This window comes from Pseudomonas sp. GCEP-101, assembly GCF_025133575.1.
Classification (GTDB): domain Bacteria; phylum Pseudomonadota; class Gammaproteobacteria; order Pseudomonadales; family Pseudomonadaceae; genus Pseudomonas; species Pseudomonas nitroreducens_B.
In genome coordinates this window covers 4,361,377-4,385,083 of record NZ_CP104011.1, presented here as the reverse complement: position 1 = coordinate 4,385,083, position 23,707 = coordinate 4,361,377, and the positions used below count along the sequence as shown (strand labels likewise).

At 67.8% G+C, this 23,707-nt stretch carries 21 protein-coding genes; 8 read left to right on the top strand and 13 right to left on the bottom strand.

Features of this window, described 5'->3' with window-relative positions:
* Positions 1-212 precede the first annotated feature (212 nt).
* Positions 213-1,307, top strand: coding sequence for a dimethylsulfone monooxygenase SfnG (sfnG, locus tag N0B71_RS20100; protein ID WP_259754487.1), 1,095 nt, complete (start codon positions 213-215; stop codon positions 1,305-1,307).
* 293 nt (positions 1,308-1,600) lie between these two features.
* Here sfnG and ubiM read toward each other — a convergent pair whose 3' ends face one another.
* The 8 genes from ubiM to N0B71_RS20060 all read right to left on the bottom strand — a co-directional run bounded on the left by ubiM (position 1,601) and on the right by N0B71_RS20060 (position 10,172).
* A complete protein-coding gene (ubiM, locus tag N0B71_RS20095; RefSeq protein WP_259754486.1) occupies positions 1,601-2,773 on the bottom strand; it encodes a 5-demethoxyubiquinol-8 5-hydroxylase UbiM in 1,173 nt (390 codons plus the stop codon).
* Positions 2,774-2,896: 123 nt separating this feature from the next.
* Entirely contained in the window at positions 2,897-4,015 is a 1,119-nt protein-coding gene (locus N0B71_RS20090; RefSeq protein ID WP_259754484.1) for a sigma-54 interaction domain-containing protein, read from the bottom strand.
* Positions 4,012-5,196, bottom strand: coding sequence for an acyl-CoA dehydrogenase family protein (locus N0B71_RS20085; protein ID WP_259754483.1), 1,185 nt, complete (start codon positions 5,194-5,196; stop codon positions 4,012-4,014). The genes N0B71_RS20090 and N0B71_RS20085 overlap by 4 nt, the downstream gene beginning before the upstream one ends.
* A gap of 83 nt (positions 5,197-5,279) precedes the next feature.
* Positions 5,280-6,425, bottom strand: a complete 1,146-nt coding sequence (gene ssuD, locus N0B71_RS20080; RefSeq protein WP_259754482.1) for an FMNH2-dependent alkanesulfonate monooxygenase — start codon at positions 6,423-6,425, stop codon at positions 5,280-5,282.
* A 10-nt stretch (positions 6,426-6,435) separates the two neighbouring features.
* Complete coding sequence (gene msuE / locus N0B71_RS20075; RefSeq protein ID WP_259754481.1) at positions 6,436-6,993, bottom strand: FMN reductase; 558 nt, start codon at positions 6,991-6,993, stop codon at positions 6,436-6,438.
* Positions 6,994-7,158: 165 nt separating this feature from the next.
* The gene (locus N0B71_RS20070; RefSeq protein WP_259754480.1) at positions 7,159-8,274 is read right to left on the bottom strand and encodes a saccharopine dehydrogenase family protein; all 1,116 of its coding nucleotides are present in this window, start codon (positions 8,272-8,274) and stop codon (positions 7,159-7,161) included.
* 49 nt (positions 8,275-8,323) lie between these two features.
* A complete protein-coding gene (locus N0B71_RS20065) occupies positions 8,324-8,725 on the bottom strand; it encodes a GFA family protein (RefSeq protein ID WP_259754479.1) in 402 nt (133 codons plus the stop codon).
* Positions 8,726-9,044: 319 nt separating this feature from the next.
* Positions 9,045-10,172 carry an ATP-NAD kinase family protein gene (locus N0B71_RS20060; protein ID WP_259754478.1) on the bottom strand — a complete coding sequence of 376 codons (1,128 nt, stop codon included), beginning with the start codon at positions 10,170-10,172 and terminating at the stop codon, positions 9,045-9,047.
* Positions 10,173-10,411: 239 nt separating this feature from the next.
* On the opposite strand from N0B71_RS20060, the gene N0B71_RS20055 reads away from it, so the two are divergent.
* Entirely contained in the window at positions 10,412-10,585 is a 174-nt protein-coding gene (locus tag N0B71_RS20055; RefSeq protein ID WP_259754477.1) for a PA1571 family protein, read from the top strand.
* 29 nt (positions 10,586-10,614) lie between these two features.
* Here N0B71_RS20055 and pdxB read toward each other — a convergent pair whose 3' ends face one another.
* Positions 10,615-11,763 carry a 4-phosphoerythronate dehydrogenase PdxB gene (gene pdxB / locus N0B71_RS20050; protein ID WP_259754475.1) on the bottom strand — a complete coding sequence of 383 codons (1,149 nt, stop codon included), beginning with the start codon at positions 11,761-11,763 and terminating at the stop codon, positions 10,615-10,617.
* A gap of 403 nt (positions 11,764-12,166) precedes the next feature.
* Here pdxB and N0B71_RS20045 point away from each other — a divergent pair, with 403 nt between their 5' ends.
* The gene (locus tag N0B71_RS20045) at positions 12,167-13,570 is read left to right on the top strand and encodes an MATE family efflux transporter (protein ID WP_259754474.1); all 1,404 of its coding nucleotides are present in this window, start codon (positions 12,167-12,169) and stop codon (positions 13,568-13,570) included.
* Between the two features lie 210 nt (positions 13,571-13,780).
* Here N0B71_RS20045 and rhtA read toward each other — a convergent pair whose 3' ends face one another.
* Complete coding sequence (gene rhtA / locus N0B71_RS20040) at positions 13,781-14,656, bottom strand: threonine/homoserine exporter RhtA (RefSeq protein ID WP_259754472.1); 876 nt, start codon at positions 14,654-14,656, stop codon at positions 13,781-13,783.
* Positions 14,657-14,708: 52 nt separating this feature from the next.
* Here rhtA and N0B71_RS20035 point away from each other — a divergent pair, with 52 nt between their 5' ends.
* Entirely contained in the window at positions 14,709-15,311 is a 603-nt protein-coding gene (locus N0B71_RS20035) for a helix-turn-helix domain-containing protein (RefSeq protein ID WP_259754470.1), read from the top strand.
* Between the two features lie 812 nt (positions 15,312-16,123).
* Here N0B71_RS20035 and phnX read toward each other — a convergent pair.
* Positions 16,124-16,951 (bottom strand): phosphonoacetaldehyde hydrolase, encoded by an 828-nt coding sequence (gene phnX / locus N0B71_RS20030; RefSeq protein WP_259754469.1) that lies wholly within the window; start codon positions 16,949-16,951, stop codon positions 16,124-16,126.
* A gap of 32 nt (positions 16,952-16,983) precedes the next feature.
* A complete protein-coding gene (locus tag N0B71_RS20025) occupies positions 16,984-18,099 on the bottom strand; it encodes a 2-aminoethylphosphonate--pyruvate transaminase (RefSeq protein WP_259754468.1) in 1,116 nt (371 codons plus the stop codon).
* 148 nt (positions 18,100-18,247) lie between these two features.
* On the opposite strand from N0B71_RS20025, the gene N0B71_RS20020 reads away from it, so the two are divergent.
* Positions 18,248-19,108 (top strand): LysR substrate-binding domain-containing protein, encoded by an 861-nt coding sequence (locus N0B71_RS20020; RefSeq protein ID WP_259754467.1) that lies wholly within the window; start codon positions 18,248-18,250, stop codon positions 19,106-19,108.
* A gap of 218 nt (positions 19,109-19,326) precedes the next feature.
* Here N0B71_RS20020 and N0B71_RS20015 read toward each other — a convergent pair whose 3' ends face one another.
* Positions 19,327-20,205, bottom strand: a complete 879-nt coding sequence (locus N0B71_RS20015) for a LysR substrate-binding domain-containing protein (RefSeq protein WP_259754465.1) — start codon at positions 20,203-20,205, stop codon at positions 19,327-19,329.
* Between the two features lie 335 nt (positions 20,206-20,540).
* Between N0B71_RS20015 and N0B71_RS20010 the strand changes: the two genes are divergently transcribed.
* The 3 genes from N0B71_RS20010 (at position 20,541) to N0B71_RS20000 (ending at position 23,621) form a co-directional block, all read left to right on the top strand.
* Positions 20,541-21,899, top strand: coding sequence for an MFS transporter (locus N0B71_RS20010; RefSeq protein WP_259754464.1), 1,359 nt, complete (start codon positions 20,541-20,543; stop codon positions 21,897-21,899).
* 169 nt (positions 21,900-22,068) lie between these two features.
* The gene (locus N0B71_RS20005; protein ID WP_259754463.1) at positions 22,069-22,590 is read left to right on the top strand and encodes an RNA polymerase sigma factor; all 522 of its coding nucleotides are present in this window, start codon (positions 22,069-22,071) and stop codon (positions 22,588-22,590) included.
* 32 nt (positions 22,591-22,622) lie between these two features.
* Positions 22,623-23,621, top strand: a complete 999-nt coding sequence (locus N0B71_RS20000; RefSeq protein ID WP_442964686.1) for a FecR family protein — start codon at positions 22,623-22,625, stop codon at positions 23,619-23,621.
* Positions 23,622-23,707: the final 86 nt, after the last annotated feature.

The following is a 23,707-nucleotide window of genomic DNA, read 5'->3' as shown; positions in this document are numbered from 1 at the left end:
TTGCCCGCCCCTGCTCAGGGGCCGGTTGTCGCACCCGCCGCTGTTGCCTGGGCAACAGTTGCCCAGCAGCGTTGCGCGGGGCGGGACAGCGGCCGCGGCACCAGGCATTCGCCAAGTTCTTGATCCACCTCGGATTTCCCTCCATGGCACGGCTTTCGCTCTGCTCTGCCTGCGGCACCTTCGCCGCGGTGCAGCCCCGAGGAGCCCGAGCCATGAGCCAACACCCGATCCGCTTCGCCTACTGGGTCCCCAACGTCAGTGGTGGCCTGGTGGTCAGCAAGGTCGAACAGCGCACCCACTGGGACATCGACTACAACCGGCAACTGGCGCGCATCGCCGAGGACGCCGGCTTCGACTACGCGCTGACGCAGATCCGCTTCACTGCCGGCTACGGCGCCGAATACCAGCACGAGTCGGTGGCCTTCAGCCACGCCCTGCTGGGCGCCACCGAAAAACTCAAGGTGATTGCCGCCATCCTCCCCGGCCCCTGGACGCCCGCGCTGGCGGCCAAGCAACTGGCGACCATCGACCAGCTCACCGGCGGGCGCATCGCGGTGAACATTGTCAGCGGCTGGTTCAAGGGCGAGTTCCAGGCCATCGGTGAACCCTGGCTGGAGCACGACGAGCGCTACCGCCGCTCGGAGGAATTCATCCGCGCCCTGAAGGGCATCTGGACCCAGGACAACTTCAGCTTCCACGGCGACTTCTACCGCTTCCACGACTACAACCTCAAACCCAAGCCGCTGCAGCGCCCGCACCCGGAGATCTTCCAGGGTGGCAGCTCGCGGGCCGCGCGCGACATGGCCTCGCGGGTATCGGACTGGTACTTCACCAACGGCAACAGCGTGGAAGGCATCAAGGCCCAGGTCGACGACATCCGCGAGAAGGCCGCGGCCAACGGGCACTCGGTGAAGATCGGAGTGAACGCCTTCGTCATCGCCCGCGACACCGAGGAGGAAGCCCGTGCGGTGCTCGCCGAGATCATCGACAAGGCCGACCCGGAAGCAGTGAACGCCTTCGGCCACGCGGCGAAACAGGCCGGCGCCGCCTCGCCGGAAGGCGAAGGCAACTGGGCGAAATCCACCTTCGAGGACCTGGTGCAGTACAACGACGGCTTCAAGACCAACCTGATCGGCACGCCGCAGCAGATCGCCGAACGCATCGTCGCGCTCAAGGCAGTGGGCGTGGACCTGGTCCTGGCGGGGTTCCTGCACTTCCAGGAAGAAGTGCGCTACTTCGGCGAGAAGGTGCTGCCGCTGGTGCGCGAGCTGGAACAGCAGAAGGCGCGGCGGACCGAGGCGGCCTGAGGCGGTTCGGCGTGCGCGGATAGCGATCGCGGACGGAGTCCGCTCCTACGCCCATTCCTTGCGCCGTCCTGGCCGGTCACGTAGGAGCGGACTCCGTCCGCGATGGATCATGCTCCGCGCCGAGCCTCCCGGGCGCCGTTCGCGAGCAAGCTCGCTCCTACAGTTGCCGGGTATTCGGTGTGCTTTTCGTAGGAGCGAGCTTGCTCGCGAACGCTTCCTCGCTCCGGATCAACCCGTAGGGCGCATCAACGCCTATGGCGTTATCCGCCATTGCGGCGGAGCCGAGCAAGGGATCAGGCGCCCTGGGTCAGGTGCCGGGCGATGGCCGTACGCAGCGGCGGCAGGCCCTGGGCCAGGCGCAGGCCGGCGTTGCGCAGCAGGCGCACCGGCGGGCGCGGGTCGGTGTACAGGCCGACGATCAGCCGGGTCGCCTGGTACAGCGGCCAGGTCGCCAGGCGATGGGCCATGGCGTAACGGCGCAGCGGCCAGACGCCGCCGATATCGCCACCGCGGCGATGGGTCGCGAGGATCTCGTCGGCCAGCCGGCGCTGGCTCTGCAGGCCGAAGTTGAAGCCATGAGCGGTGACCGGGTGCATGCCGACCGCGGCATCGCCGATCAGCGCACTGCGCGGGCCGACGAAGCGCTCGGCGTACACCCCCACCAGCGGGTAGCTATGGCGCGGCCCGAGCAACTGCATGCCGCCCAGGCGGCGGTCGAAACGGCGCTCCATCTCCCTCGCGAAGGCCGTCTCGTCCAGCTCCAGCAGCGGCGCCATCTCCCGCTGCGGCAAGGTCAGCACCACCGAGGAGCGATTACCGTTGATCGGCAGCAGCGCCAGGGTCTGGCCATAGCCGAACCATTCCCAGGCGATGTGCTGGTGCGGTTTTTCGTGGGCCATGCGGCAGACCATCATGGTCTTGCCGAAATCCTCCATGTGCGCGCCGATGCCGAGCATGCGGCGCGTCTCGGAGAAGCGGCTGTCGGCCGCCACCAGCAGGCGCGCGTGAACCCGGCTGTCGTCGTCCAGGGTCAGCGACACGCCGTCCTGGCGCACCTGCACGGAGCGCAGCGCACGGCCGCAGACCAGCGACACGTCCGGGCAGTCGTGCACCGCATCGAAGGCGGCGCGGCGAATCATCTGGTTGGAGACGAAGTACCCCAGTTGCTCGGCGCCGGCCTGCTCGGCCTCGATGCGCAGGGTGAACAACGAAGGGCCATTGAGCACCTGGGCATCGCGCAGCGGCGAAACCTCCTGCGGGTCGATCCGCGACCACAGCCCCAAGCGCTGCAACTCGGCGCACGAGGCATGGGTCAGGGCGATCTCGCGGCCATCTTCGGCGGGCTCGGCCACGGCGGCCAACGGCTGGCGGTCGATCAGCAGGATCGACAGGCCGTTGCCCGACAGCGAGCGGGCCAGGCAGAGGCCGGCGGGGCCGGCGCCGACGATGGCGATGTCCACGTGCATGGGAGACTCCTTTGGCGGGGGATGGGCGGTCCCGGAGTCTAGGCTGGCCACTGGCCCGTTTCGTTGCCGTGGATCAGTGGCCGGCGGCGAATACCTCCAAATACAGAGGCCCGGCCACCAGGGCTAGATGGACAAGCGCACGCCTCGCTGCGGGTCGATCTCAGTGGCGCCGCGGCGCTTGTTCACCACCAGTTCGCCGATCTCGATCAGCCGGGTGCGCGTGACGTTGCGGCTCAGGCCGAGCAGGTTCGCCGTGTGCACCTGGTTGCAATGACAGAAGCGATAGGCCGCGCGCAGCAGCGCGTCCTCCACCCTCGCGTGCAGGTTGCCGCCCTGCTCCTCGAACAAGCGCTGGAAGGCCTGCTGGAGAATCTGCTCGGCACCCAGGGATTCCAGCCGCGGTTCCTCGCTGCGCTCGATGCGCAGGTTGGACAGGTGCAGGTCCTCGGCGCGCACCACACCGTCGCGGCAGATCAGCAGCGTGTGGTGGATGACGTTTTCCAGCTCGCGGATGTTCCCCGGCCACGAATAGCTGCGCAGCTTCTGCGCGGCCTCTGCGCTGAGCTGGCTCTGCCCGTAGCCCAGGCGCCGGCTGTATTCGGCGATGAAGTGGCGGGTCAGCGGGAGGATGTCGCCGGGCCGCTCGCGCAGCGGCGACAACTCCAGGCTGACGACGTTGAGCCGGTAGTAGAGGTCCTCGCGGAAGTGCCCGGCGTTGATCGCCTTCTCCAGTTGCACGTTGGTGGCCGCCAGCACCCGCACGTTGATCGGGATGCTCTTGCGCGAGCCCAGGCGCACCACTTCGCGCTCCTGCAGCACGCGCAGCAGCTTGACCTGGATCGGCATCGGCAGGTCACCGATCTCGTCGAGGAACAGCGTGCCGCCATCGGCCTCCTCGAACCAGCCGGCCTTGGCCGCCAGCGCACCGGTGAAGGCGCCCTTCTCGTGGCCGAACAGCTCGGCTTCCACCAGGGATTCGGAGAAGGCCCCGCAGTTCACCGCCACGAACGGCCCGCCGCGCCGCGCGCTGAGGTTGTGGATGTGCCGTGCCACCAGCTCCTTGCCGGTGCCGGTCTCGCCGATGATCAGCACGCTGGCCTCGCTGGGCGCGACCTGCTGCAGGTGATCGAGCAGCGCCTGGGATTTGGGGTCCTCGAAGACCTGCGCGGTGGCGCGGATGGAGGTGGCCAGCGCGGGGGACTTGGGCAGGGTCAGCAGACCCTCGGGTGTGGTCGCGTTCATGAGTAGAAGGTCGGTTGCGGCAGTTGCTGGTTCAGCGCCCAGTCGCCCAGCTCGCGGACCTTGTAGTCCACCGGGTCGTGCAGGGTCTGGGTGCGCAAGTTGCGCCAGTAGCGGTCGATGCGCAGCGCGGCATGGGTGGAGCGCGCACCGGTGACCTCGAACAGGCGGTTGCAGATCTCCAGGCCATTGCGGGTCGCCGCGACCTTGGCGGTGGCGATGGCCACGGCCAGGCGGCCACGCTCCTCGGCCTCCAGCGCCGCGCCCTTGCTCCAGGCGTCGTCGAGCAGCTGCGCGGCACGGCGCACCAGCAGGCGGGTGCTTTCCAGGCCGACCCAGAACTCGCCGTAATGCCCGAGCACGTAGGGGTCTTCACCCACGGTCGCAGCGCTGGAACGGAACCACGGGCGGGCTTCCTTGAGCGTGTACTGCCGCGCTTCCTCGAACGCGCCTTCGGCGATGCCGAGGAAGACGTGGGTGAAGATCAGCTGGGCGATCAGCGGGCGCAGGCAGGCGAATGGCGTGCTCAGCGGGCCCGGGTCGAGCAGCAGTTCGCTCTCCTCCACCCGCACGCGCTCGAAGGTGGCGCTGCCGCTGTCGGTCTGGCGCTGGCCCATGTTGTCCCAGTCGTGGGCCAGGCTGATGCCGCTGCGCGCGGTGGGGATGGCGGCGATCAGCAGCTTGCCGCCCTCGCCGTCCAGTGCCGAGGCGATCAGCATCTGCGAATCCAGCGCGCCGGAGCAGAAGCTCTTGCGCCCGGAGAATTCGCGCCAGCCGGCGAAGGTGCGCGAGACGGTGCGCGTGTCCAGCGGGTTCAGCGCGTTGCCCCAGAACCACTGGTTGCGCGCGGTGAGCTCGAACCACGGCTGCCACTGCTCGGGGCGGGAGAACAGGCGCACGGTGGCCAGCATCAGGTGCTGGAAGCCGAACACGTGGGCGATGGAGCTGTCGACCACGGCGAACTGGCGGACGATGTCCAGCGTGGTGCTCCAGTCGGCGCCCAGGCCGCCGTACTCGCTGGGGATGATCAGCGACAGCAGGCCGCTCTGGCGCAGCGCGTCGCGCTCGGCCTTCGGCGTGCCGCCGCGGATGTCGCGCTCGGCGGCGGTTTCGGCGAAACCGGCGGTCAGGCGCTGGGCAATCTGCGCGGGTGTCTGTGCGTCGAGACGCGTCTTGGCGTTCACGCTCGCTTCCTCTTCTGATTCGATTCGGGTCAGTTCGATGCGGGAGGCGCCGGGCCGCTGCCCGGCGCATCGGGAATGACGGCTCAGCCCGCCTTGCGTCCGGGCAGCACGTCGTTGGCGATCATTTCGCCGAACGGCCCGGTGAGGTTGGTCACGCCGCGCCCGGCCAGGCTCGCATAGGGCTCGGGCAAAAGCGGGAAGACCAGCTCGGCGAAGCGGTAAGCCTCTTCCAGGTGCGGGTAGCCGGAGAAGATGAAGCTGTCGATCCCCAGGTCCGCGTACTCCTTGATGCGCTCGGCGACCTGCTGCGGATCGCCCACCAGCGCGGTGCCGGCACCGCCGCGTACCAGGCCGACGCCAGCCCAGAGGTTGGGGTAGATTTCCAGCTGGTCACGGCGCCCGCCGTGCAGCGCGGCCATGCGCCGCTGGCCTTCGGAGTCGAAGCGGGCGAAGGTCTTCTGCGCGTTGGCGATGGTCTCGTCGGAGATGTTGGCGATCAGCTTGTCGGCCGCCTTCCAGGCTTCCTCGGCGGTCTCGCGGACGATCACGTGCAGGCGGATGCCGAACTTCACGCTGCGGCCCTGCTTCGCAGCCCGCTCGCGCACATCGGCGATCTTCTGCGCGACGGCTTGCGGCGGCTCGCCCCAGGTCAGGTAGACGTCCACCTGCTCGGCCGCCAGGTCGTGGGCCTCGGCGGACGAGCCACCGAAGTACAGCGGCGGGTACGGCTTCTGGATCGGCGGATAGAGCGCCTTGGCGTTCTCCACCTGCAGGTGCTTGCCGGCGAAGTCCACCGATTCGCCCTGCAGCACGCGGCGCCAGATGCGCAGGAATTCGTCGGTGACTTCGTAGCGTTCGGCGTGGCTGAGGTGGATGCCGTCGCCACGGTTCTCATCCGGGTCGCCGCCGGTGACCACGTTGATCAGCAGGCGGCCGCCGGAAAGGCGGTCCAGCGTCGCGGCCATGCGCGCGGACACCGTCGGCGAGATGATCCCCGGACGGATCGCCACCAGGTAGCGCAGGCGCTCGGTGAGCGGCGCCAGGGCCGAGGCGACCACCCAGGAATCCTCACAGGAACGGCCGGTGGGGATCAGCACGCCGTAGTAGCCGAGGGAGTCGGCGGCCTGGGCGATCTGCTTCAGATACGGCAGCGAGACCGGGCGCGCGCCCTCGCTGGTGCCGAGGAAGTGGCCGTCGCCGTGGGTGGGCAGGAACCAGAACACGTTCATCGCGGGCTCCTCAGGCGGTCTTGCGCAGTTGCGGGCGGGCGAACAGCGGCGCGGCGCGTTCGGCGGCCAGCTGGATGCGGGCGCGCAGGGTGTCGCTGGTGATCTGGTAGTTGGCGAAGTCGGCCTCGCTGGCGTACACGCCGATGGGCAGCGTGATCGACTGGAAGAAGCTGAACAGCGGGCGCAGCTGGTGGTCGAGGACCAGCGCGTGGCGCTCGCTGCCGCCGGTGGCGGCGAGCAGCACCGGGGTGTCGATCAGGGCGTTCATGTCGACCAGGTCGAACAGGTGCTTGAGCAGACCCGGGTAGGAGCCACGGTAGACCGGCGAGGCCACCACCAGCAGGTCGGCGGTCTCGATCTCGCGCAGGGTGGCTTCCAGCTCCGCGGAGAGTTCCTGGCGCGACAGCGCGGCGCCCAGCGGGCGGGCGATGTCGGCCAGTTCGATCACTTGGGTTTGCACCGGAAGCTGCTCGCCGAGGGCGTCGAGCACGGCCTGGGTGAGCACCAGGGTGCGCGAGGGGCGATAGGTGCCGCCGGAGACGGCGACCACTTTGATGGGGCTGGTCATGGGTTTTCCCTGTTGACTGTTGCGCTAGGTACAGAAGCCTTGAGCAAGGGCCGTACCAACAGGGAAATGTGCGATTTCAGGGCACTTCAGCCGGTTTTCCCGGCGTCTCGTGTCAGCCAGGCAACAGCGCTGCTGATCGACTGTTGCCTGAGCAACACCCGAGACTCATTGCGCGGCCAGCTCGCGCAGGCCATGGGAAATGTCCAGGCCATCCAGCTCGGCGAGGTATTCAGCGGTGGTGAGCAGGCCGACGCAGGCGGTGGCGCCGCGCTGGCCCAGCTGCCCAGCGGCCAGCTTGCGTGCCAGCGCCACCGCCGCCATGCACGGGATGTTCGGGCCGTGGTCCTGCTGCGCGAGGATTTCCCAGCACAGCGCCAGCGGCTTGCCATCGACATCCACGCCCTGCAGCTGGACGAACATGCCGCTGCGTCCGTCGCCCAGCGGCTCCATCGCCACGGCCAGGCGATGCAGGCCGGCGCCCAGCCGCGCGGCATTCTTCAGCAGCCCGGCACGCACCAGCCAGGACAGCCCCCAGGTGCCGAACTGGGTGAGGCTCAGGCCCAGGCCCGCGGAAAAACGCACGTCCTGCACACCGGGGTAGCGCTGCGGGAAGAGGTCGAGGTCGGGCACGTCGCAGTGCGCCAGCCAGCGAGGGCCCAGCGGCGCGGGAAAACGGTGGCGCGTCAGTCCCTGCCAACCGTACACGCCCTGCCAGCGGCCCTGGCGCCACTGCCGCAGGGGTTTGCCGCAGTAGCCGAGCACGGCCGCTACCGTGGCCTGGCCGGGGATCTTCGCCGAGGAGCTGATGCCATGGTGAATGCTGTCCAGCCGCTGGAAGCGCGGCAGCAATTCGTCGATCACCGAGGCCGCCAGCGCCGGCACCGAGCTGGCGCCGCTGCAGACCAGCACGCCGGCGCTGCGGGCAGCACGATCGAGCTCACGGATACCGCAGACGAACTGCCGCGCATCGGCCAGGTCGACGTAGTGCGCGCGGGCGCCGATGGCGGCGCGGGCAACGCGGTAGTCCTGGCCCTGGAACGGACCGGCGGTGGAGATGACCAGGTCGACCTTGAGTTCGCTGAGACGGCCGGCCAGCGTCGGCTGGTTCATGTCCAGGCACACTGCCTCGCCGCCCACCTGCGCGGCCAGCTCGGTGGCGCGGCGCAGGTCGCGCCCGGCCACCAGCACGCGGATGCCGTCGATGCCGCTCAGGCGGCGGACGATCAGGCTGCCGAAGTTGCCGTACCCGCCGAGCACCAGCACGCGAAATTTCCGTTCCATTCCCACTGACCCTGTTACTCCCTGACTGCTGCTGGCGTGGCCAGCTCCTTCATCCCGGCTTGGCACCGCCGTAGCGGGGCAGATTGTCCTCCAGCGGCCACCAACGGGCGCGGGAGTCGACGTAGTAATGCGCTTCGAGCTTTGTCCGCAAGGGTTCGTCCAAGGTTCCCGCACGCACCCGCAACGTTTCCGGCAGCGCATCACGGGCGCTGTAGATCGGCGAGCCGCAGGTGCGGCAGAACACGCGCTTCTTTTCCGGCGAGGCGCGGTACTCGGCCAGCGCCGATTCACCGCTGAGCAGGCGGAACGCCGAGCGCGGCACCGGAATATTGGTGGCGAACGGCCCACCCTGCGCCTTGCGGCACTGGCTGCAATGGCAGACCTGGATCGGCGCCAGCTCGCCGCTGATCTCGTAGCGCACCGCGCCGCACAGACAACCGCCCGAATGCATGACCGCTCTCCCGCTCACGTTCACGAAGCGAGGGAGTCTAGATCAGGCTCGGTTACCTGCACCACCTTGCGTGGGAGCACTGCCTTCTCCTGGGGATGGCCGTGCCTGCACTTCCCCTCACCCCAGCCCTCTCCCAGGGGGAGAGGGAGCCGTCCGAGCCAGCTGAAACCGAGGTCTCCCCCTGCACCGAACAGCCCCCTCTCCCTCTGAGCGGGGCGCGCAGCCAAGGTCAGGGTGAGGGCAAACCCGAGCGCAGGTGGCTCGCTAACGGCTCAGCGCCCCAGGGCGGATACCCCGGAACGGGTTATCCGCCAGCTCGTCAGGCTTCACTGCCCCACCCCAGCGGATACAGCAGCTCCTCCTTGTAACCGGCCCACACCCGCACCGCCGCCGGAAAGCTGGCGTCCAGCTCGGCGTCGCCGCTGTCCACCAGCAGCGGCCGGCCTTCGAGGGTGCCCAGCTTGCGTTTGGTGGCGATCACCCGCAGGCGCTCGATGCCGACGGCGCGCAGCACGCGCGGGCTGATCTGCTGGTTGCCGCGCCCCAGGATGTGGCCCTGTCCGCCGATGGCCGTCACCAGCACAAAGGCCGGGTGGCCGTCCACCAGTTCGAACAGCTGCGCCTCGGTCACGTCGCGGGCGATCACCTGGCCGTTCTCGATCACATCGACGCCCAGCAGCGTGGTGTCCAGGTGCAGGTCGGCGGCCAGCCCGTGCAAGGTCGATCCCGGGCCGAAGACGTAGCGCACGCCCTCTTCCCAGCTGTCTTCCAGCCAGGCGGCGAGATCGGCCAGCACCAGTTCCTCGGTCTCCATGCCGGCCTGCTTCACGTGCTGCATGAAGTGCCCTTCCTCGGGCACCGTCAGTTCGGCGTACCAGCGCGCCGCGACACGGCCCTCGCGCAGCGCGGCTTCGTCGAGGTCGCGCACTTCGCCCTGGGTCAGGCGCACCAGGCCGCCATCCACCAGGCGCCGCGCCAGCTCGCCGGCAGCGCGCGGGCTGATGGCGTAGACCCCGGAGTGGATCTTCACCCCGGCGGGAATGCCCAGCACCGGCTGGCCCTCGCGGGCTACCTCGGCCACGTCGCGGGCGGTGCCGTCACCGCCAGCGAAGAGGATCAGCGCCACGCCGGCCTCCTGCAGCGCCTGCACGGCGTGACGGGTATCCGCCGCGCTGCTCTGCTCCCGCTCCAGGGCGCCCGCCAGGCGGTGGCTGAAGCCCATGTCCGCCAGCAGGTCGGCGCCCATGGGGCCGGGAAAGGTGAGGAACTCCAGGCGCTCGCGCACCGCCAGCAGGTGCTCCAGGGCGATGCGCGTGCGCTCCGCCGCCCGCGGTTCGGCACCGCGCGCCAGGGCCAGCTCGGCGACACCATCGCTGCCCTTGAGCGCGGTCGCCCCGCCGATACCGGCCAGCGGATTGATGATCAGCCCTATGCGAATCCTGTCCATACTCATCCTCGACGGAAACTTTCTTCGAACCACCGGCGCAACGCCGGGTCGGACCAGGGAAGCGGCAACCGCACTCACAATAACGACAAGCAAACGACCAGGGACCTCGGGATTGGCACGCAATCTGCGAGCGATCCGGTCGTCTGTCTTCGGTGACATTTTCACGGCGCAGCCTCTGTCACCGGGGTTTCATCTGATCTGCCTAGACTGCAACGAACCTGATGTAGAGGAGATTGGCCATGAGCCTGCAACCCCACCGTGAACCCGCACCTCGCCCCGCTCCGCGCAACCCGCAACAGCCGGTCGGCGGCTCGATCATCGACGCCCAGGGCCGTGAAGTCCCGATCACCGAAGACATGATCCAGCGCGCCTGCCAGGAACTGGACAAGACCTGCGAGCCGCCGCGCCGCTGAGCACCCGCCCAGCGCGGCGGCACCGCGCCCTACTCCCCGACCCGGTTGGCGCCCAGCGCGGTCAGCAGGCTTTCCAGGCGCGGTGAATCGCCCTGGATATCGACCCATAGCCCGGTGATTTCCCGGCGCGGCGGGTAGTGCTTGCGCAATGCGTCGAAGGCCGCCCGCCGGGTCTGGGTGTCTCCCACGAGGCTGCGGCGGAAATTGGCGTCGTCGCTGCGCGGGTCGTAGACCGCCCGGCAGAGCATGGCCAGGGCCCAGTCCGGGTCGCATTCTTCCGTCAGGCTCAATTCGGCCAGCCATTGCGCGGGCAGCAGGTCGTCGAGCGCGACGCTCGGCGCACACCCCTGCCAGGCGCAGAACGCCTCGTAGATCTGCGCCGTGCCGCGCAGCTTGCCGTCCAGGCTGTAGCCGGCGATGTGCGGGGTGGCGATGCGGCAGTGCCGGGCCAGTTGCACGTTCACTTCCGGCTCGCCCTCCCAGACGTCCAGCGCCACGTCGATATCCGCGCCGGACTCCAGGCGGATGCGCAGCGCCGTGTTGTCCACCACGCCGCCACGGCTGGCGTTGATCAGCCAGGTGCCAGGGCGCAGCGCCTTGAGACGTTGCGCGTCGATCAGGTGACGCGTCGGGTGTTCGCCGTCGCGGGTCAGCGGCGTGTGCAGGCTGATCACATCGCACTCGCGCAGCACCTCGTCCAGGCTGCAGAAATCGCCGCCTTCGGCCGCGGCGCGCGGCGGGTCACAGACGCGCACGTCCCAGCCCAGGCCGCGCAGCACGTCCACCAGGCGACCGCCCACCTGGCCCGCGCCGATCACCCCATAGCGCCGCTCGGCAAGCCGGGCACCGTGCACCTCGGCCAGCGCCAGCAGGCTGCCCAGCACCCAGTCGACCACGCCGCGGGCATTGCAACCCGGCGCGCTGGACCAGGCGATGCCGGCCTCGGCGAAGTAGTCGAGGTCCAGGTGATCGGTGCCGATGGTGCAGGTACCGACGAACTTCACCTGGCTGCCCTGGAGCAGTTCGCGGCTGACGTCCGTCACCGAACGCACCAGCAGCACCTCGGCATCGCCCAGGGCGGCGCGGTCGATGCCACGGCCGGGCAGACGGCGAATCTCGCCATGGGCGCCGAAGAAGGCTTCGACCAGGGGAATGTTTTCATCGGCAAGGATACGCATGGGCTGACTCCAGAAATCGGCACCGGGTACTTTACCAGTGAGACGGGCGACGGAGGCACTCGCACCCATCTATAGGTGCGGCCTGTGGGTGCAATCGCGAGCGCGGCCTGCACCTGCAATTGAGCTGCTGCGCTTCGGCAACCCTCACCCCAGCCCTCTCCCAGAGGGAGAGGGAACGAACGGCGCAGGATGAAGCCATGGCGTCAGTCGGCACGATCTTCCCCCTGTCCCTCGGGAGAGGGTTGGGGTGAGGGCATGCGCCGGCACGGCCCCGCAGAAGAACTTTCGGCTGTACCGACAACGGTAAGCGCGAAGCACGAAGGGTCAATGCCACGCTTTGCTGACCCCCCGGACAACCCGTAAACTGGCCGGCTTCCTGTCCATTTCTCTACCAAGGAAAGCCGTGACCAGCCTCACCCAGCCCGTCTCCCGCGGACGGCGCACCGCCACCGAACTCAAGGAACTGCTGACCCTCGCAGCACCGATCATGATCGCCCAGCTGGCGACCACCGCCATGGGCTTCGTCGATGCGGTGATGGCCGGCAGCGTGGGCCCGCGCGACCTCGCGGCGGTGGCGCTGGGCAACTCGATCTGGATTCCGATCTTCCTGCTGATGACCGGCACCCTGCTCGCCACCACCGCCAAGGTGGCCCAGCGCTATGGCGCGGGCGATCAGGCCGGCACCGGCCCGCTGGTGCGCCAGGCGCTGTGGCTGGCGTTGCTGGTCGGCCCGCTGGCGGGCGCGACGCTGTGGCTGCTCTCCGAACCGGTACTGCGGGCGATGAAGGTCGAGCAAGCGCTGATCGAGCCGAGCTGCTTCTACCTGCGCGGCATCGCCTGCGGCCTGCCGGCGGTGGCGCTGTACCACGTGCTGCGCTGCTTCAGCGACGGCCTGGGGCGCACCCGACCGAGCATGGTGCTGGGCATCTGCGGGCTGATGCTGAACATCCCGATCAACTACGTGCTGATCTACGGCCACCTCGGCTTCCCGGCCCTGGGCGGCCCCGGCTGCGGCTGGGCCACCGGCTCGGTGATGTGGTTCATGCTGCTGGGCATGCTGTTCTGGGTGAACTGGGCGAAGGTCTACAAACCGAGCCAGCTGTTCAGTCACTGGGAGCTGCCGCAGCCTAAGGTGATCGGCAGCCTGGTGGCGGTCGGCCTGCCGATCGGCATCGCGGTGTTCGCCGAATCGAGCATCTTCTCGGTGATCGCCCTGCTGATCGGCGAACTTGGCGAGAAGGTGGTCGCGGGCCACCAGGTGGCGCTGAACTTCAGCGCGCTGGTGTTCATGATCCCCTACTCGCTGGCCATGGCCGTGACCGTGCGCGTCGGCCAGTCCCTCGGCGCCGGCGCCCCGCGGGATGCGCGCTTCGCGGCGGGCGTGGGCATGGGCGCGGCGCTGGCCTACGCGTGCATTTCCGCCAGCGGCATGCTGCTGATGCGCGAGCACATCGCTGGGCTCTACACACAGGACCCGGAGGTGCTCGCGCTGGCCGCCACGCTGCTGGTGTTCTCCGCGCTGTTCCAGTTCTCCGACGCCGTGCAGGTCACCGCCGCCGGCGCCCTGCGTGGCTACCAGGATACCCGCGCCACCATGATCATGACCCTGTTCGCCTACTGGGGTATCGGCCTGCCGGTGGGCTACAGCCTCGGCCTCGCCCACTGGCTGCAGGAACCCACCGGCCCGCGCGGCCTGTGGGAAGGCCTGATCGTCGGCCTGACCTGCGCCGCGGTGATGCTGTGCATTCGCCTATCGCGCAGCGCCAGGCGGCAGATCGTACTCAACGAGCGGCGAACTGCCGGTTGAAAACCCATCACGCAAAAAGCCGCCCTCGGGCGGCTTTTGTTTTGGAGTTCCCAGAAAAACACTGCGCTGGCTGGGAACCTGTAGGAGCGAGCTTGCTCGCGAACCGCTTGACGCCAGCGCTTGCAGGAAATCCGTTCGCGAGCAAGCTCGCTCCTACAAAACGCAAAAAAAGCCGCCTGAAGGCGGCTTTTTCATCTGCTCTCGCGCCACTCAGTCGGCCACCAGCGCCGGCTTCGGCCGGCTGCTCAGCGTCGTGCCCACCGAAGCGACGATGATCGCGCCGATGGCAATCCACTGGTGCGAAGTCAGTTGCTCACCGAGGAAGAACAGGCCGGACAGCGCACCGAACGCCGGCTCGATGCTCATCAGCGTGCCGAAGGTACGCGCCGGCAGGCGGGTCAGTGCGACCATTTCCAGGGTGTAGGGCAAGGCGCTGGAGAGAACCGCCACGCCCAGCAGCGCCGGGAACAGGTTGATATCGAACAGCGCCATGCCGCTGTGCGCGAGGCCGATCGGCGCCACGCAGATCGCCGCGATGCTGATGCCCAGCGCCGCGCCCTGGGCGCCCAGGTCATTGCCGGCACGCTGGCCGAAGATGATGTAGAGCCCCCAGCAGACGCCCGCCCCCAGCGCCAGCGCGGCGCCCTTGGGGTCGACGCCGTTGCCGAAATCAGCCACCGGCAGCAGCAGGCCAAGCCCGACCACCGCGATGGCGATCCACAGGAAGTCGATCGGCTTGCGCGAGTAGAACAGCGCAACCGCCAGCGGCCCGGTGAACTCCAGGGCCACCGCGATGCCGAGCGGGATGGTCTGCAGCGCCATGTAGAACGTCAGGTTCATCAGGCCCAGGGTCACGCCATAGATGAACAGCGGCTTGAGCGGCTTGCCGCGCAGCGACGTGCGCCACGGGCGGAGGATCGCCAGCAGAAGAATCGCGGCGAAGACCAGCCGCATGGACGTGACACCCTCGGCGCCAAGTACCGGGAACAGGCTCTTGGCGAGCGACGCGCCAGTCTGGATCGAGGCCATGGACACGATCAGGATGAGGATGGGAAAGGCAGTGGAAAGCAGGCGAGAGCGAGGCATGATGCGGACCTGAACAGGCGTTGCAACGGTTGGGATTTCTTGATTGACTGTTATGCGCAACATAATGCGCAAAAAGGCCAGAATGAGCAATATACTGCCCAATAATTCCGAACGCCCCAGCGTGCTGGTGCACGTCGCCGATAACGTGAAGACCCACCGCCGCAACGCCGGCTTCAGCCAGGACGCGCTGGCCAAGGCCTCGGGCGTGAGCCGGCGGATGCTGGTGGGCATCGAGGGCGGCGACACCAACGTCAGCCTCGCCACCCTCGACCGCATCGCCGCGGCCTTGCAGGTCACCTTCGCCGACCTGGTGCGCCCACCGTCCACTGGCGGCCTGACCCGGGTCGACGCCGTCGCCTGGGGCGGCAAGCAACCCGACAGCCGCGGCACTCTCCTCGCCAGCACCCCCGCCTCGCGCCAGGCCGAGCTCTGGCACTGGACGCTGGCACCCGGCGACACCTACAACGCCGAACCGGATGCCGAGGGTTGGTACGACATGGCCTATGTCATCGAAGGACGGCTGACCATCGTGTTGGCCGAAGAGACGGTGCAAGTCGAGGCCGGGGGATTCCATGTGTTCAAGAGCAACCAGCCGTTTTCCTACCAGAACCATGGGGATGTGTTGCTGCGGTTTGTGCGGAACGTGGTGAACTGATTACCGCTAACAGGCCGATCTGGCAGAACGGCGAGGCAATCGCGGGCGAAGTCCGCTCCTGCGTTAGAGGAAGCAACAGAGCTGACCTGTAGGAGCGCGCCATGCGCGATCGCGGGCATGGCCCGCTCCTACAGGCGAACGTCGCCTTAGACGGTTGACTCGGCGTCCCCCTCGGCCCTACGAAGAGCACCATGTCACCGGCTCCGGTACCGGCTGTTTAGGTTTCCAGAGAAACGTTCACGCACTCCGGACGGCCCCGTTCAGGAGGCCGAGTGGAAGCGCAGTTTCAGGGGTTGAGCGACATGGATGTCGCGAGAGCCGCGATGGGCCAGGGATGGTCCGTCGCGGCGGGCCCCTGAAACTTCGCTGGAGCGAGGGAGTTTTTCGCCTAAGCGAAAAACCGGATGTCCGGGGCAAGACCTTTGGTTACTTTCTGTGGGGCGGCCATCCGTCGTTTGAGAAAGTAACTCGCCCGAGGGGGCGAAACAGGAAGCCTGCGCGTACGCCGAAGCGGCGCAGAAACACCCAACCCCAAGCAAGAGCATCGCGGAGAAGCTCCGCTCCTACCCCGAGCTTCTGCGCTCGGGTCTGCCCTCACCCTAACCCTCTGGACCGTTCGGTGCCGGATGAAACCACAGCATCAGCCGGAACGATCTGCTCCCTCTCCCTCCGGGAGAGGGCTGGGGTGAGGGGAGCGCGCAAACACAGCCCTATCCGGGGAAAGACAGTTGCTCCTGCAGAGACCCCACCTGAGCAACCAACACCACAAGAAAGGCCCGCACTCAGCGGGCCTTTCTCATGAACACCCAGCGTCAGCTACCCTGCGGCATCTCCCCCCGCGCCAGGCGCGCATTGATATCGGCGATCACCTCCGGCAGTTCGGCGATGGTGTCGATCAGATAATGCGGGCGCGAGCCTTCGAACATCTGCCCGATGCGGCGGCGCTCCTGCTCCAGCTTCTGGGCCGGCAGCGCCTTGTATTGCTCATAGGTCAGGCCCAGGGCATTGCCCGAGCAGGTCAGCGCCACGGTCCACATGCCGGCGCTGCGCCCTTCGAGGATGCCCGGCCAGGTGTCGTCGACCTTCACGCAGGCCGCCACGTCGCTGATGCCCAGGGCGATCACGTTGGCCAGCGCCTGGGCCGGGTGCGGGCGGCCGTTGGGGACTTCATCGGTCGCGACGACATGGTCGGCGACGTAGCCGTTGGTCTTGGCCAGGGCGACCACTTTTTCCATGACGACAGCCGGGTAACCGGAACAGGAACCGACCTTCAGCCCCTGCCTGCGCACGGCGGCGATGGCGTCCAGCGCGCCGGGTATCAGTGCGGAATGTTCGGCGATCTTCTCGATCTGCAGCGGCATGAAGCGCTCGTAGATGGCGGTCACGTCATCGTCACTCGGCACGCGGCCGAACTTGGCCCGATAGCGCTCGGCGATGGCCGGGATGTCGCACAGGGTGCGGATGTGGTCCCACTTGCCCATGCCCATGGGGCCGCGGGCTTCTTCCAGGCTGACCTGCACGCCGAACTCGGCGAAGGCTTCGACGAAGATCTGGGTCGGCGCGAAGGAGCCGAAGTCGACCACGGTACCGGCCCAGTCGAGGATGACGGCCTGCAGTTGCTTGGGTTGTTCGTAGTTCATGGCGTTCAATCCTGTATGAATTCGGGCGGGAGTCAGATCTCGAAGACTTCCATTTCCTTCAGCGTTTCGGCGATGGCTGACACGGCGGCGCGCATGCCGTTGGCGTCGACCTGGCCGATGCAACCGACGCGGAAGGTTTCCACCTGGGTCAGCTTGCCGGGGTAGAGGATGAAGCCCTTCTCGCGCACCCGGCTGTAGAACTCGGTGAAGCTGTAGCGGGCGTCCCGCGGGGCGTGGAAGGTGACGATGATCGGCGCCTGGATCGCCGCGGGCAGGAAACTGCGGAAGCCGAGCTCGGCCATCTCCGCCAGCAGAGTCTGGCAGTTGTTTGCGTAACGCTGATGACGGGCCGCGAGGCCGCCCTCCTCTTCATACTGGCTGAGCGCTTCGTGCAGCGCGGCCACCACGTGGGTCGGCGGAGTGAAACGCCATTGGCCGGTCTTGGCCATGTAGGCGTGCTGGTCCTGCAGGTCCATCGACAGCGAATGGCAATTGCCGGCGCTGGCGTTCAGGGCGGAGGTGCGGGCGAAGACGAAGCCCATGCCGGGCACGCCTTCCAGGCATTTGCCGGACGCGGCGATCAGCGCATCGAAGGGCACCTGGCGGGCGTCGATGTCCAGCGCGCCAAAGGAGCTCATGGCATCGATGATCAGGCGCTTGCCGTGGGCCTCGATGACCTTGGCGATCTCCGCCAGCGGGTTGAGGATGCCGGTGCTGGTTTCGCAGTGGATCAGCGCGACGTGGGTGATGCTCGGGTCCGCGCCCAGCAGGCGGTCGACGTCGGCGGCGGTGGTCGGCACGTCTTCTTCGGTTTCGAAGGTGCTGAATGGGCGGCCGATCACCTGGCAGATCTTCGCCAGGCGCTTGCCGTAGGCGCCGTTGATCAGCACCAGCACCTTGCCGTCGCGCGGCACCAGGGTACCCACGGCGGCTTCGACGGAGAAGGTGCCGCTGCCCTGCAGCGGTACGCAGGTGTGGGTCGCTTCGCCGTGGATGATCGCCAGCAGGCGCTTGCAGACGTCGGCGGTCAGGTCGTTGAAGTCGCGGTCCCACGAGCCCCAGTCGACCATCATGGCGCGACGGGTGCGGGGGGACGTGGTCAGCGGACCGGGAGTCAGCAGGATGGGGGCTCGCTCGGCAGTGCTCATGCTCGATTCCTCTTTTATGGGAACGTCGTCAGGGCTGAATTCGGTTGGGCCGGGCGGGGTCGCGGCGGCTTGGGCATAACTTGCCGGCGGGGGTGATATCGTTCAAATTGTTTATCACGATGCACTGCATAAGCCGGACATATACCTCATGAACCTCTTCCAGCTCCGCGCCTTCGACGCCGTCGCCCGTGAACGCAGCTTCACCCGCGCCGCGGAACGCCTGTTCATCAGCCAGCCGGCAGTGACCGGGCACGTCAAGGCGCTGGAGGAGCACTACCAGGTGAACCTGTTCCGCCGCACCGCGCGGGGTGTTGAGCTGACAGAAGATGGCGTACGGCTGTCGGCGATCAGTCGCACGCTGTTCGCCCTCGAGGAGGAAGCCGAGGCCCTGCTCGACGCCAGCCGCGAGCTGGTGAGCGGGCGTATCGAAGTGGCCGCCGACGGCCCACACCTGGTCATGCCGATGCTCGCCCGGCTGCGCGCGCGCTACCCCGGCATCACTGTCAACCTGCGCCTGGGCAACGCCCAGGAAACCCTCGCCGCGCTGATGGACGAGCACGTCGATATCGCCGTGCTGACCGGGGTGGAGCCGCGCGCCGGGCTGTTTTTGCGCGAGCTGGTGGAGTCACGCATTTGCGCCCTGGTGCCAGCCAGCCATGCGTGGAGTTCGCACCGGGGCGAGTTGCCGCTGGGCGAGCTGGACCAGCAGATCATGGTGCTGCGCGAGCCGGATTCCATCACCCGCCGCACCTTCGACGCAGCCTGCGCGGCGGCGGCCGTCGAGCCGCTCGTGCTGCTGGAACTGGACAGCCGCGAGGCGGTGACCGAAGCGGTGGCGGCGGAGTTGGGGGTCGGCATCGTGTCGTCGCTGGAAGTCAGCCCGGACCCGCGAGTGAAGGCGATTCCGCTGGGCGGCGACGGCCTGCTCAACCGCCACGCCATCGGCTGCCTGGAGCGGCGCCGGGGGTTGCGGGTGGTGAGTGCGTTTCTGGAGTTGGCGCAGGGCTGAGGGAGCGCAGCCTTCCTGCAGGAGCGCGCCATGCGCGCGATCGCGGGCATGGCCCGCTCCTACAACAGCGCCGCACGGGATATTCGCCCTACGGGTGCTGACGGAACGTTGGAAGGATGCGGTTCGCGAGCAAGGACTAGGCGTCCCCCTCGGTCCTACGAAGAGCGCTTCGATGTAAGACCGGGTTGTAGGAGCGAGCTTGCTCGCGAACCGCCGCCCTACTCCGCCGGCAAATCTTCCTTCACCAGATCGAGAAAGGTCGCCACGATCCGTCGCGTGCTCTGCTCGCGCAGGCACACCAGCGTCTCGCTCATGCGCCAATGGCAATCGCGGATCGGCAATGCATGTACCCGCGCATCCGCGCCCAGTTCGGCGGCGGACACCACGCCCACGCCAATGCCCACCGCCACCGCTTCCAGCGATGCCTCGCGGCCTTCCACCTCGATGGCCGGACGGATGCGCAGGCCCGCGCGGGCCATCTCCGCTTCGAGCATCTGCCGCGTCACCGAGCCCTGCTCGCGCAGTACCAGCGGGGCGTCGTCGAGGTCGGCCAGTTCGATGGATTCGCGCCCGGCCCAGGGATGGCTGCGACCCACGAAGGCGACGATGGGATCGCTGCGCAGGGTGAAGGTCAGCAGGCGCTCGTCCTGCACCTCGCGGCCCAGCAGCGCCAGATCTGCCTGGTAGTCGAACAGGCGCTGCAGGGATTCGTCGGTGTTGCCCGTCTCCAGCTTCACGCGGATCCCCGGATGGCGCTGGCAGAAGCGCGCGATCTGCGGCAAAACGTGCACCGGCGCGTCCACCGCCAGGGTCAGGCTGCCAGTCTGCAGCGCGCTGGACTCCTGCAGCAACTCCTGCGCCTCGGCTTCGATCACGAACAGGCGCTGGGTGACCGCCAGCAGGCGCTCGCCCAGTTCGGTCAGGCGCACCGAACGCTTGTTGCGGTGGAACAGCAGCACGCCGTAGCGCTCCTCCAGCTTGCGCACCTGGTCGGACACCGCCGGCTGGGTGAGGAACAGCCGTTCGGCGGCGCGGGTGAAGCTGCCGTGCACGGCAACGGCATGGAAGGCCTTGAGCTGAGCGTGGGAAACGGACATGGGGCGCGCCTCGGCGGGAAGGGTCTGACCGTCTTTCCGCCCCTGGACGGAAAGCGACTACAGGGTCGTTCGCACCGAACATTAGCGTCATGCCCTGCCGACATACAAGCCCAGCTTATTTTTGAAATCTGATAAATCGATTTCAGTTATTTATTCGGAATTGTTTCCATCCTTCCACCGCCGCTGTACCCCACCGGACGCAGCGACGGCACAGAACAGCTGCAGCGTTTCTGACCCGCACCGCAACGACGGTGCGACGTGCTCCCAGAACAAGAACAACAAACAGGCGTTACCCACTGACTGCCGGCACAGCACAACAACAACGAGGTCAGACCATGCTCAACCCTCACGGCACCGCTTCGCCGCGCGCATCCCTGGCACGCTGGAGATGGCAGATCTTCGCCATCACCTGGCTGGCCTACGCGGCCTTCTACTTCACCCGCAAGGCCTTCTCGGTGGCCAAGCTCGGCATCGCCGAAGACCCCAGCTTCCCTCTCGACAAGATCGCGATGGCCAACCTCGACGCCATCTACCTGACCGCCTACGCGGTGGGCCAGTTCACCTGGGGCGTCTTCGCCGACCGCTACGGCCCGCGCGTAGTGGTGTTCGGGGGTCTACTGATCTCCGCCGCCGCGGCGCTGGTGATGGGCAGCTTCGCCACCCTGCCAATCTTCGCCACCTGCATGGTGGTGCAGGGCCTGGCACAGTCCACCGGCTGGTCGGGGTTGTGCAAGAACATCGGCAGCTTCTTCGCCACCCACGAACGCGGCCGCGTGCTCGGGCTGTGGAGCACCTGCTACGCCTTCGGCGGGCTGGTCGCCTCGCCGTTCGCCGGCTGGTGGGCCTATGAGGTATTCGGCACCTGGCACGCGGCGTTCTACTCCACCGCCGCCGTGGTCGGTGCGGTCGCCATCCTCTTCCTGCTGCTGCAGCGCAACCGTCCGCAGGACGTCGGCCTGCCGCCGGTGGAAGCCGATGTGCAGCAACCCGAGGCAGTGAACTACGCCGGCTTCAAGCACGAGGGCGAGAACGGCAAATCCCTGCGCATCCTCGGCAAGGTGCTGCGCAACCGCACCGTGCTGACCCTCGGCCTGGCGTACTTCCTGCTCAAGCCGGCGCGCTATGCGATCCTGCTGTGGGGCCCGGTGATCGTCTACGAACGCATGCCGGGGCTGGGCAAGGTGGGCGCGGCGATCCTGCCGTCAGCCTTCGAAGTCGCCGGGCTGCTGGGGCCGATCCTGATCGGCTATGCCTCGGACCGCCTCTTCGGCGCGCGGCGCATGCCGGCCTGCGTGATCAGCCTGCTCGGCCTGACGGTGTGCCTGGCGCTGTTCGTTCCGGCTATGCAGACCGGCAGCAGCCTGCTGGTGCTGGGCCTGCTGTTCATGATGGGCCTGACCCTGTATGGGCCGGACTCGATGATCAGCGGCGCGGCCGCCGTGGACTTCGGCACCGGCGAAGCGGCGGGCACGGCGGCGGGCTTCGTCAACGGCTGCGGCTCCATCGGGGCGATCCTCGGCGGCCTGCTGCCGGGCTACTTCGATACCTACACGGTGTTCATCGGCTTCACCGTCACCGCGCTGATCGCCGCCGGCATTCTCATTCCGCACTGGAACAGCCGCCCGGAGGCCGCCAGCCAGGCCGCGTCGCACAGCAACGAACCACGCCTGGATGCACGCCCCGCGCGCTCCTGAGTCCCGCTTGCCCCTCACCGGCCGGCTGAGGGAATGGGCGAGGCGCCCCGCGCGCCTCGCCCTTTTTTCGTGGACGGGCAATCCCTTGGGCCACTGATGGGCTTGTGCCATGAGTCACGTCTTAATAATATTAATTATCATTTGATAATTATTCCTGCTGGACGCCCTTGTGAGCACTTCCAACCTCGACGCGGTCTTCCTGGCCCAGCGCCTGCCGTTGCTGCGCACGCTCGTGCGGATGGTGAAGAACCCGAGCATCGCCGAAGAGCTGGTGCAGGAAACCTACCTGCGCGTCGCCCGCACCCTGCTCGAACGCCGCATCGACCACCTGGAGCCCTTCCTCTTCCAGACCGGGCGCAACCTCGCCCTGGACCACCTGCGCCACCTGCGCATGCAGTCGCGAACCCTGCTCGATGACGTGCCCTTCGACGTACTGCAGGCCGTGCCCGCGCCGGGCTCCAGCGCCGAGGACCAGTTGCACGCGGAGAAGCTGCTGGAGCGCCTGGGCGCCACCCTCGGGCAACTCAGCGAGCGCCAGCAGCGCATCTTCATCCTCAGTCGCCTGCACGGCTGCGGCTATGCGGAGATCGCCGAGCAGTTGGGCGTCTCGCCCAGTACGGTGCAGAAGGAGCTGAAACTGATCATGGCGATCTGCGTCGGCCTGGTCAGCCGCCTGGAAGAGCCGGTATGACGGACTACCGTTCGCCGGCCGATTCGACAACAATGCGCGGCTCAACGACCCAGCACCGAACCGAGGATCGCCCCTTGCCCCACGCCACGCCGCCCGACGACCAGCAGATGGCCGAAGCCCTCGACTGGCTGGTCCTGGGGGACGACATGGACGCCACCACCCGCGCGCGCTTCGAGGCCTGGCTCGCCGCCAGCGACGGCAATGCGCGGGCTTACCAGCGCGTGCGCGAGGCGTGGCAGTCGCCGCTGCTGCCGGTCGCCGCCGCGCGCCTGGAGCGCCAGCGGGTGCAGGAGAAGGTCCGTCCGCTGCTGCGGCGGCGGCGCCTCTGGACACCCGTGGCCACGGCGGCCGCGCTGGTCCTGGCAATAGGAGTCGTAGTGCAGGGCGACCTGCTGACGCGCCTGCGCGCCGACCACTTCACCGCGGTGGGCGAGCGGCAGAAAGTCCAGCTGGCCGATGGCTCCAACGTGCTGCTCAACACCGATACCGCGCTCTCCAGCCAGGTGGATGACCAGCAGCGCATCGCCCGCCTCTACCGCGGCGAAGCCTTCTTCGACGTCGCCCACGACCGCAGCCGCCCCTTCGAGGTGGAAGCCGGGCCGGTGCAGGTGACGGTGCGCGGCACGGCCTTCGCGGTGCGCTACCTGGGCAACGAGGCGGAAGTCAGCGTGCAACGCGGCGAAGTGGACCTGCGCACGCGCCAGGACGACGCCCGCGTGAGCCTCGGCGCCGGCGACAGCATCCGCGTCGGCCCACAGGGCTTCGGGGAACGCCAGCACGGTGCGGACGCCGAATCCCAACTGGCCTGGGTCAAGGGCCGCCTGGTGTTCGAGAACTGCCCGCTCAGCCAGGTGCTGACGGAATTGCGCCGGTACTACCCCGGCTGGATCGTCAACACCAACGAGCGCCTGGACAACGTCAGCGTCACCGGCAACTGGCGCCTGGACGACCCGTTGGGTGTGGCTCGTTCGCTCGCGCAGATCGCCTCCGCCGAGCTGCACGAATACCCGAGACTGCTGATTCTCAACTAAGCAGAAAGTTTTTTTACGCGATCCGAAAGGCTCGTTCGTTTAGTCAGAAGCCAATGCAATAGATTCGCATTTGCGAATGCGAACAA

Coding starts and splice junctions, on each gene's coding strand:
- sfnG (WP_259754487.1), top strand. CDS start 213: ATGAGCCAACACCCGATCCGCTTCGCCTACTGGGTCCCCAACGTCAGT.
- ubiM (WP_259754486.1), bottom strand. CDS start 2,773: ATGCACGTGGACATCGCCATCGTCGGCGCCGGCCCCGCCGGCCTCTGC.
- N0B71_RS20090 (WP_259754484.1), bottom strand. CDS start 4,015: ATGAACGCGACCACACCCGAGGGTCTGCTGACCCTGCCCAAGTCCCCC.
- ssuD (WP_259754482.1), bottom strand. CDS start 6,425: ATGAACGTGTTCTGGTTCCTGCCCACCCACGGCGACGGCCACTTCCTC.
- msuE (WP_259754481.1), bottom strand. CDS start 6,993: ATGACCAGCCCCATCAAAGTGGTCGCCGTCTCCGGCGGCACCTATCGC.
- N0B71_RS20070 (WP_259754480.1), bottom strand. CDS start 8,274: ATGGAACGGAAATTTCGCGTGCTGGTGCTCGGCGGGTACGGCAACTTC.
- N0B71_RS20065 (WP_259754479.1), bottom strand. CDS start 8,725: ATGCATTCGGGCGGTTGTCTGTGCGGCGCGGTGCGCTACGAGATCAGC.
- N0B71_RS20060 (WP_259754478.1), bottom strand. CDS start 10,172: ATGGACAGGATTCGCATAGGGCTGATCATCAATCCGCTGGCCGGTATC.
- N0B71_RS20055 (WP_259754477.1), top strand. CDS start 10,412: ATGAGCCTGCAACCCCACCGTGAACCCGCACCTCGCCCCGCTCCGCGC.
- pdxB (WP_259754475.1), bottom strand. CDS start 11,763: ATGCGTATCCTTGCCGATGAAAACATTCCCCTGGTCGAAGCCTTCTTC.
- rhtA (WP_259754472.1), bottom strand. CDS start 14,656: ATGCCTCGCTCTCGCCTGCTTTCCACTGCCTTTCCCATCCTCATCCTG.
- N0B71_RS20035 (WP_259754470.1), top strand. CDS start 14,709: ATGCGCAACATAATGCGCAAAAAGGCCAGAATGAGCAATATACTGCCC.
- phnX (WP_259754469.1), bottom strand. CDS start 16,951: ATGAACTACGAACAACCCAAGCAACTGCAGGCCGTCATCCTCGACTGG.
- N0B71_RS20025 (WP_259754468.1), bottom strand. CDS start 18,099: ATGAGCACTGCCGAGCGAGCCCCCATCCTGCTGACTCCCGGTCCGCTG.
- N0B71_RS20020 (WP_259754467.1), top strand. CDS start 18,248: ATGAACCTCTTCCAGCTCCGCGCCTTCGACGCCGTCGCCCGTGAACGC.
- N0B71_RS20015 (WP_259754465.1), bottom strand. CDS start 20,205: ATGTCCGTTTCCCACGCTCAGCTCAAGGCCTTCCATGCCGTTGCCGTG.
- N0B71_RS20010 (WP_259754464.1), top strand. CDS start 20,541: ATGCTCAACCCTCACGGCACCGCTTCGCCGCGCGCATCCCTGGCACGC.
- N0B71_RS20000 (WP_442964686.1), top strand. CDS start 22,623: ATGCGCGGCTCAACGACCCAGCACCGAACCGAGGATCGCCCCTTGCCC.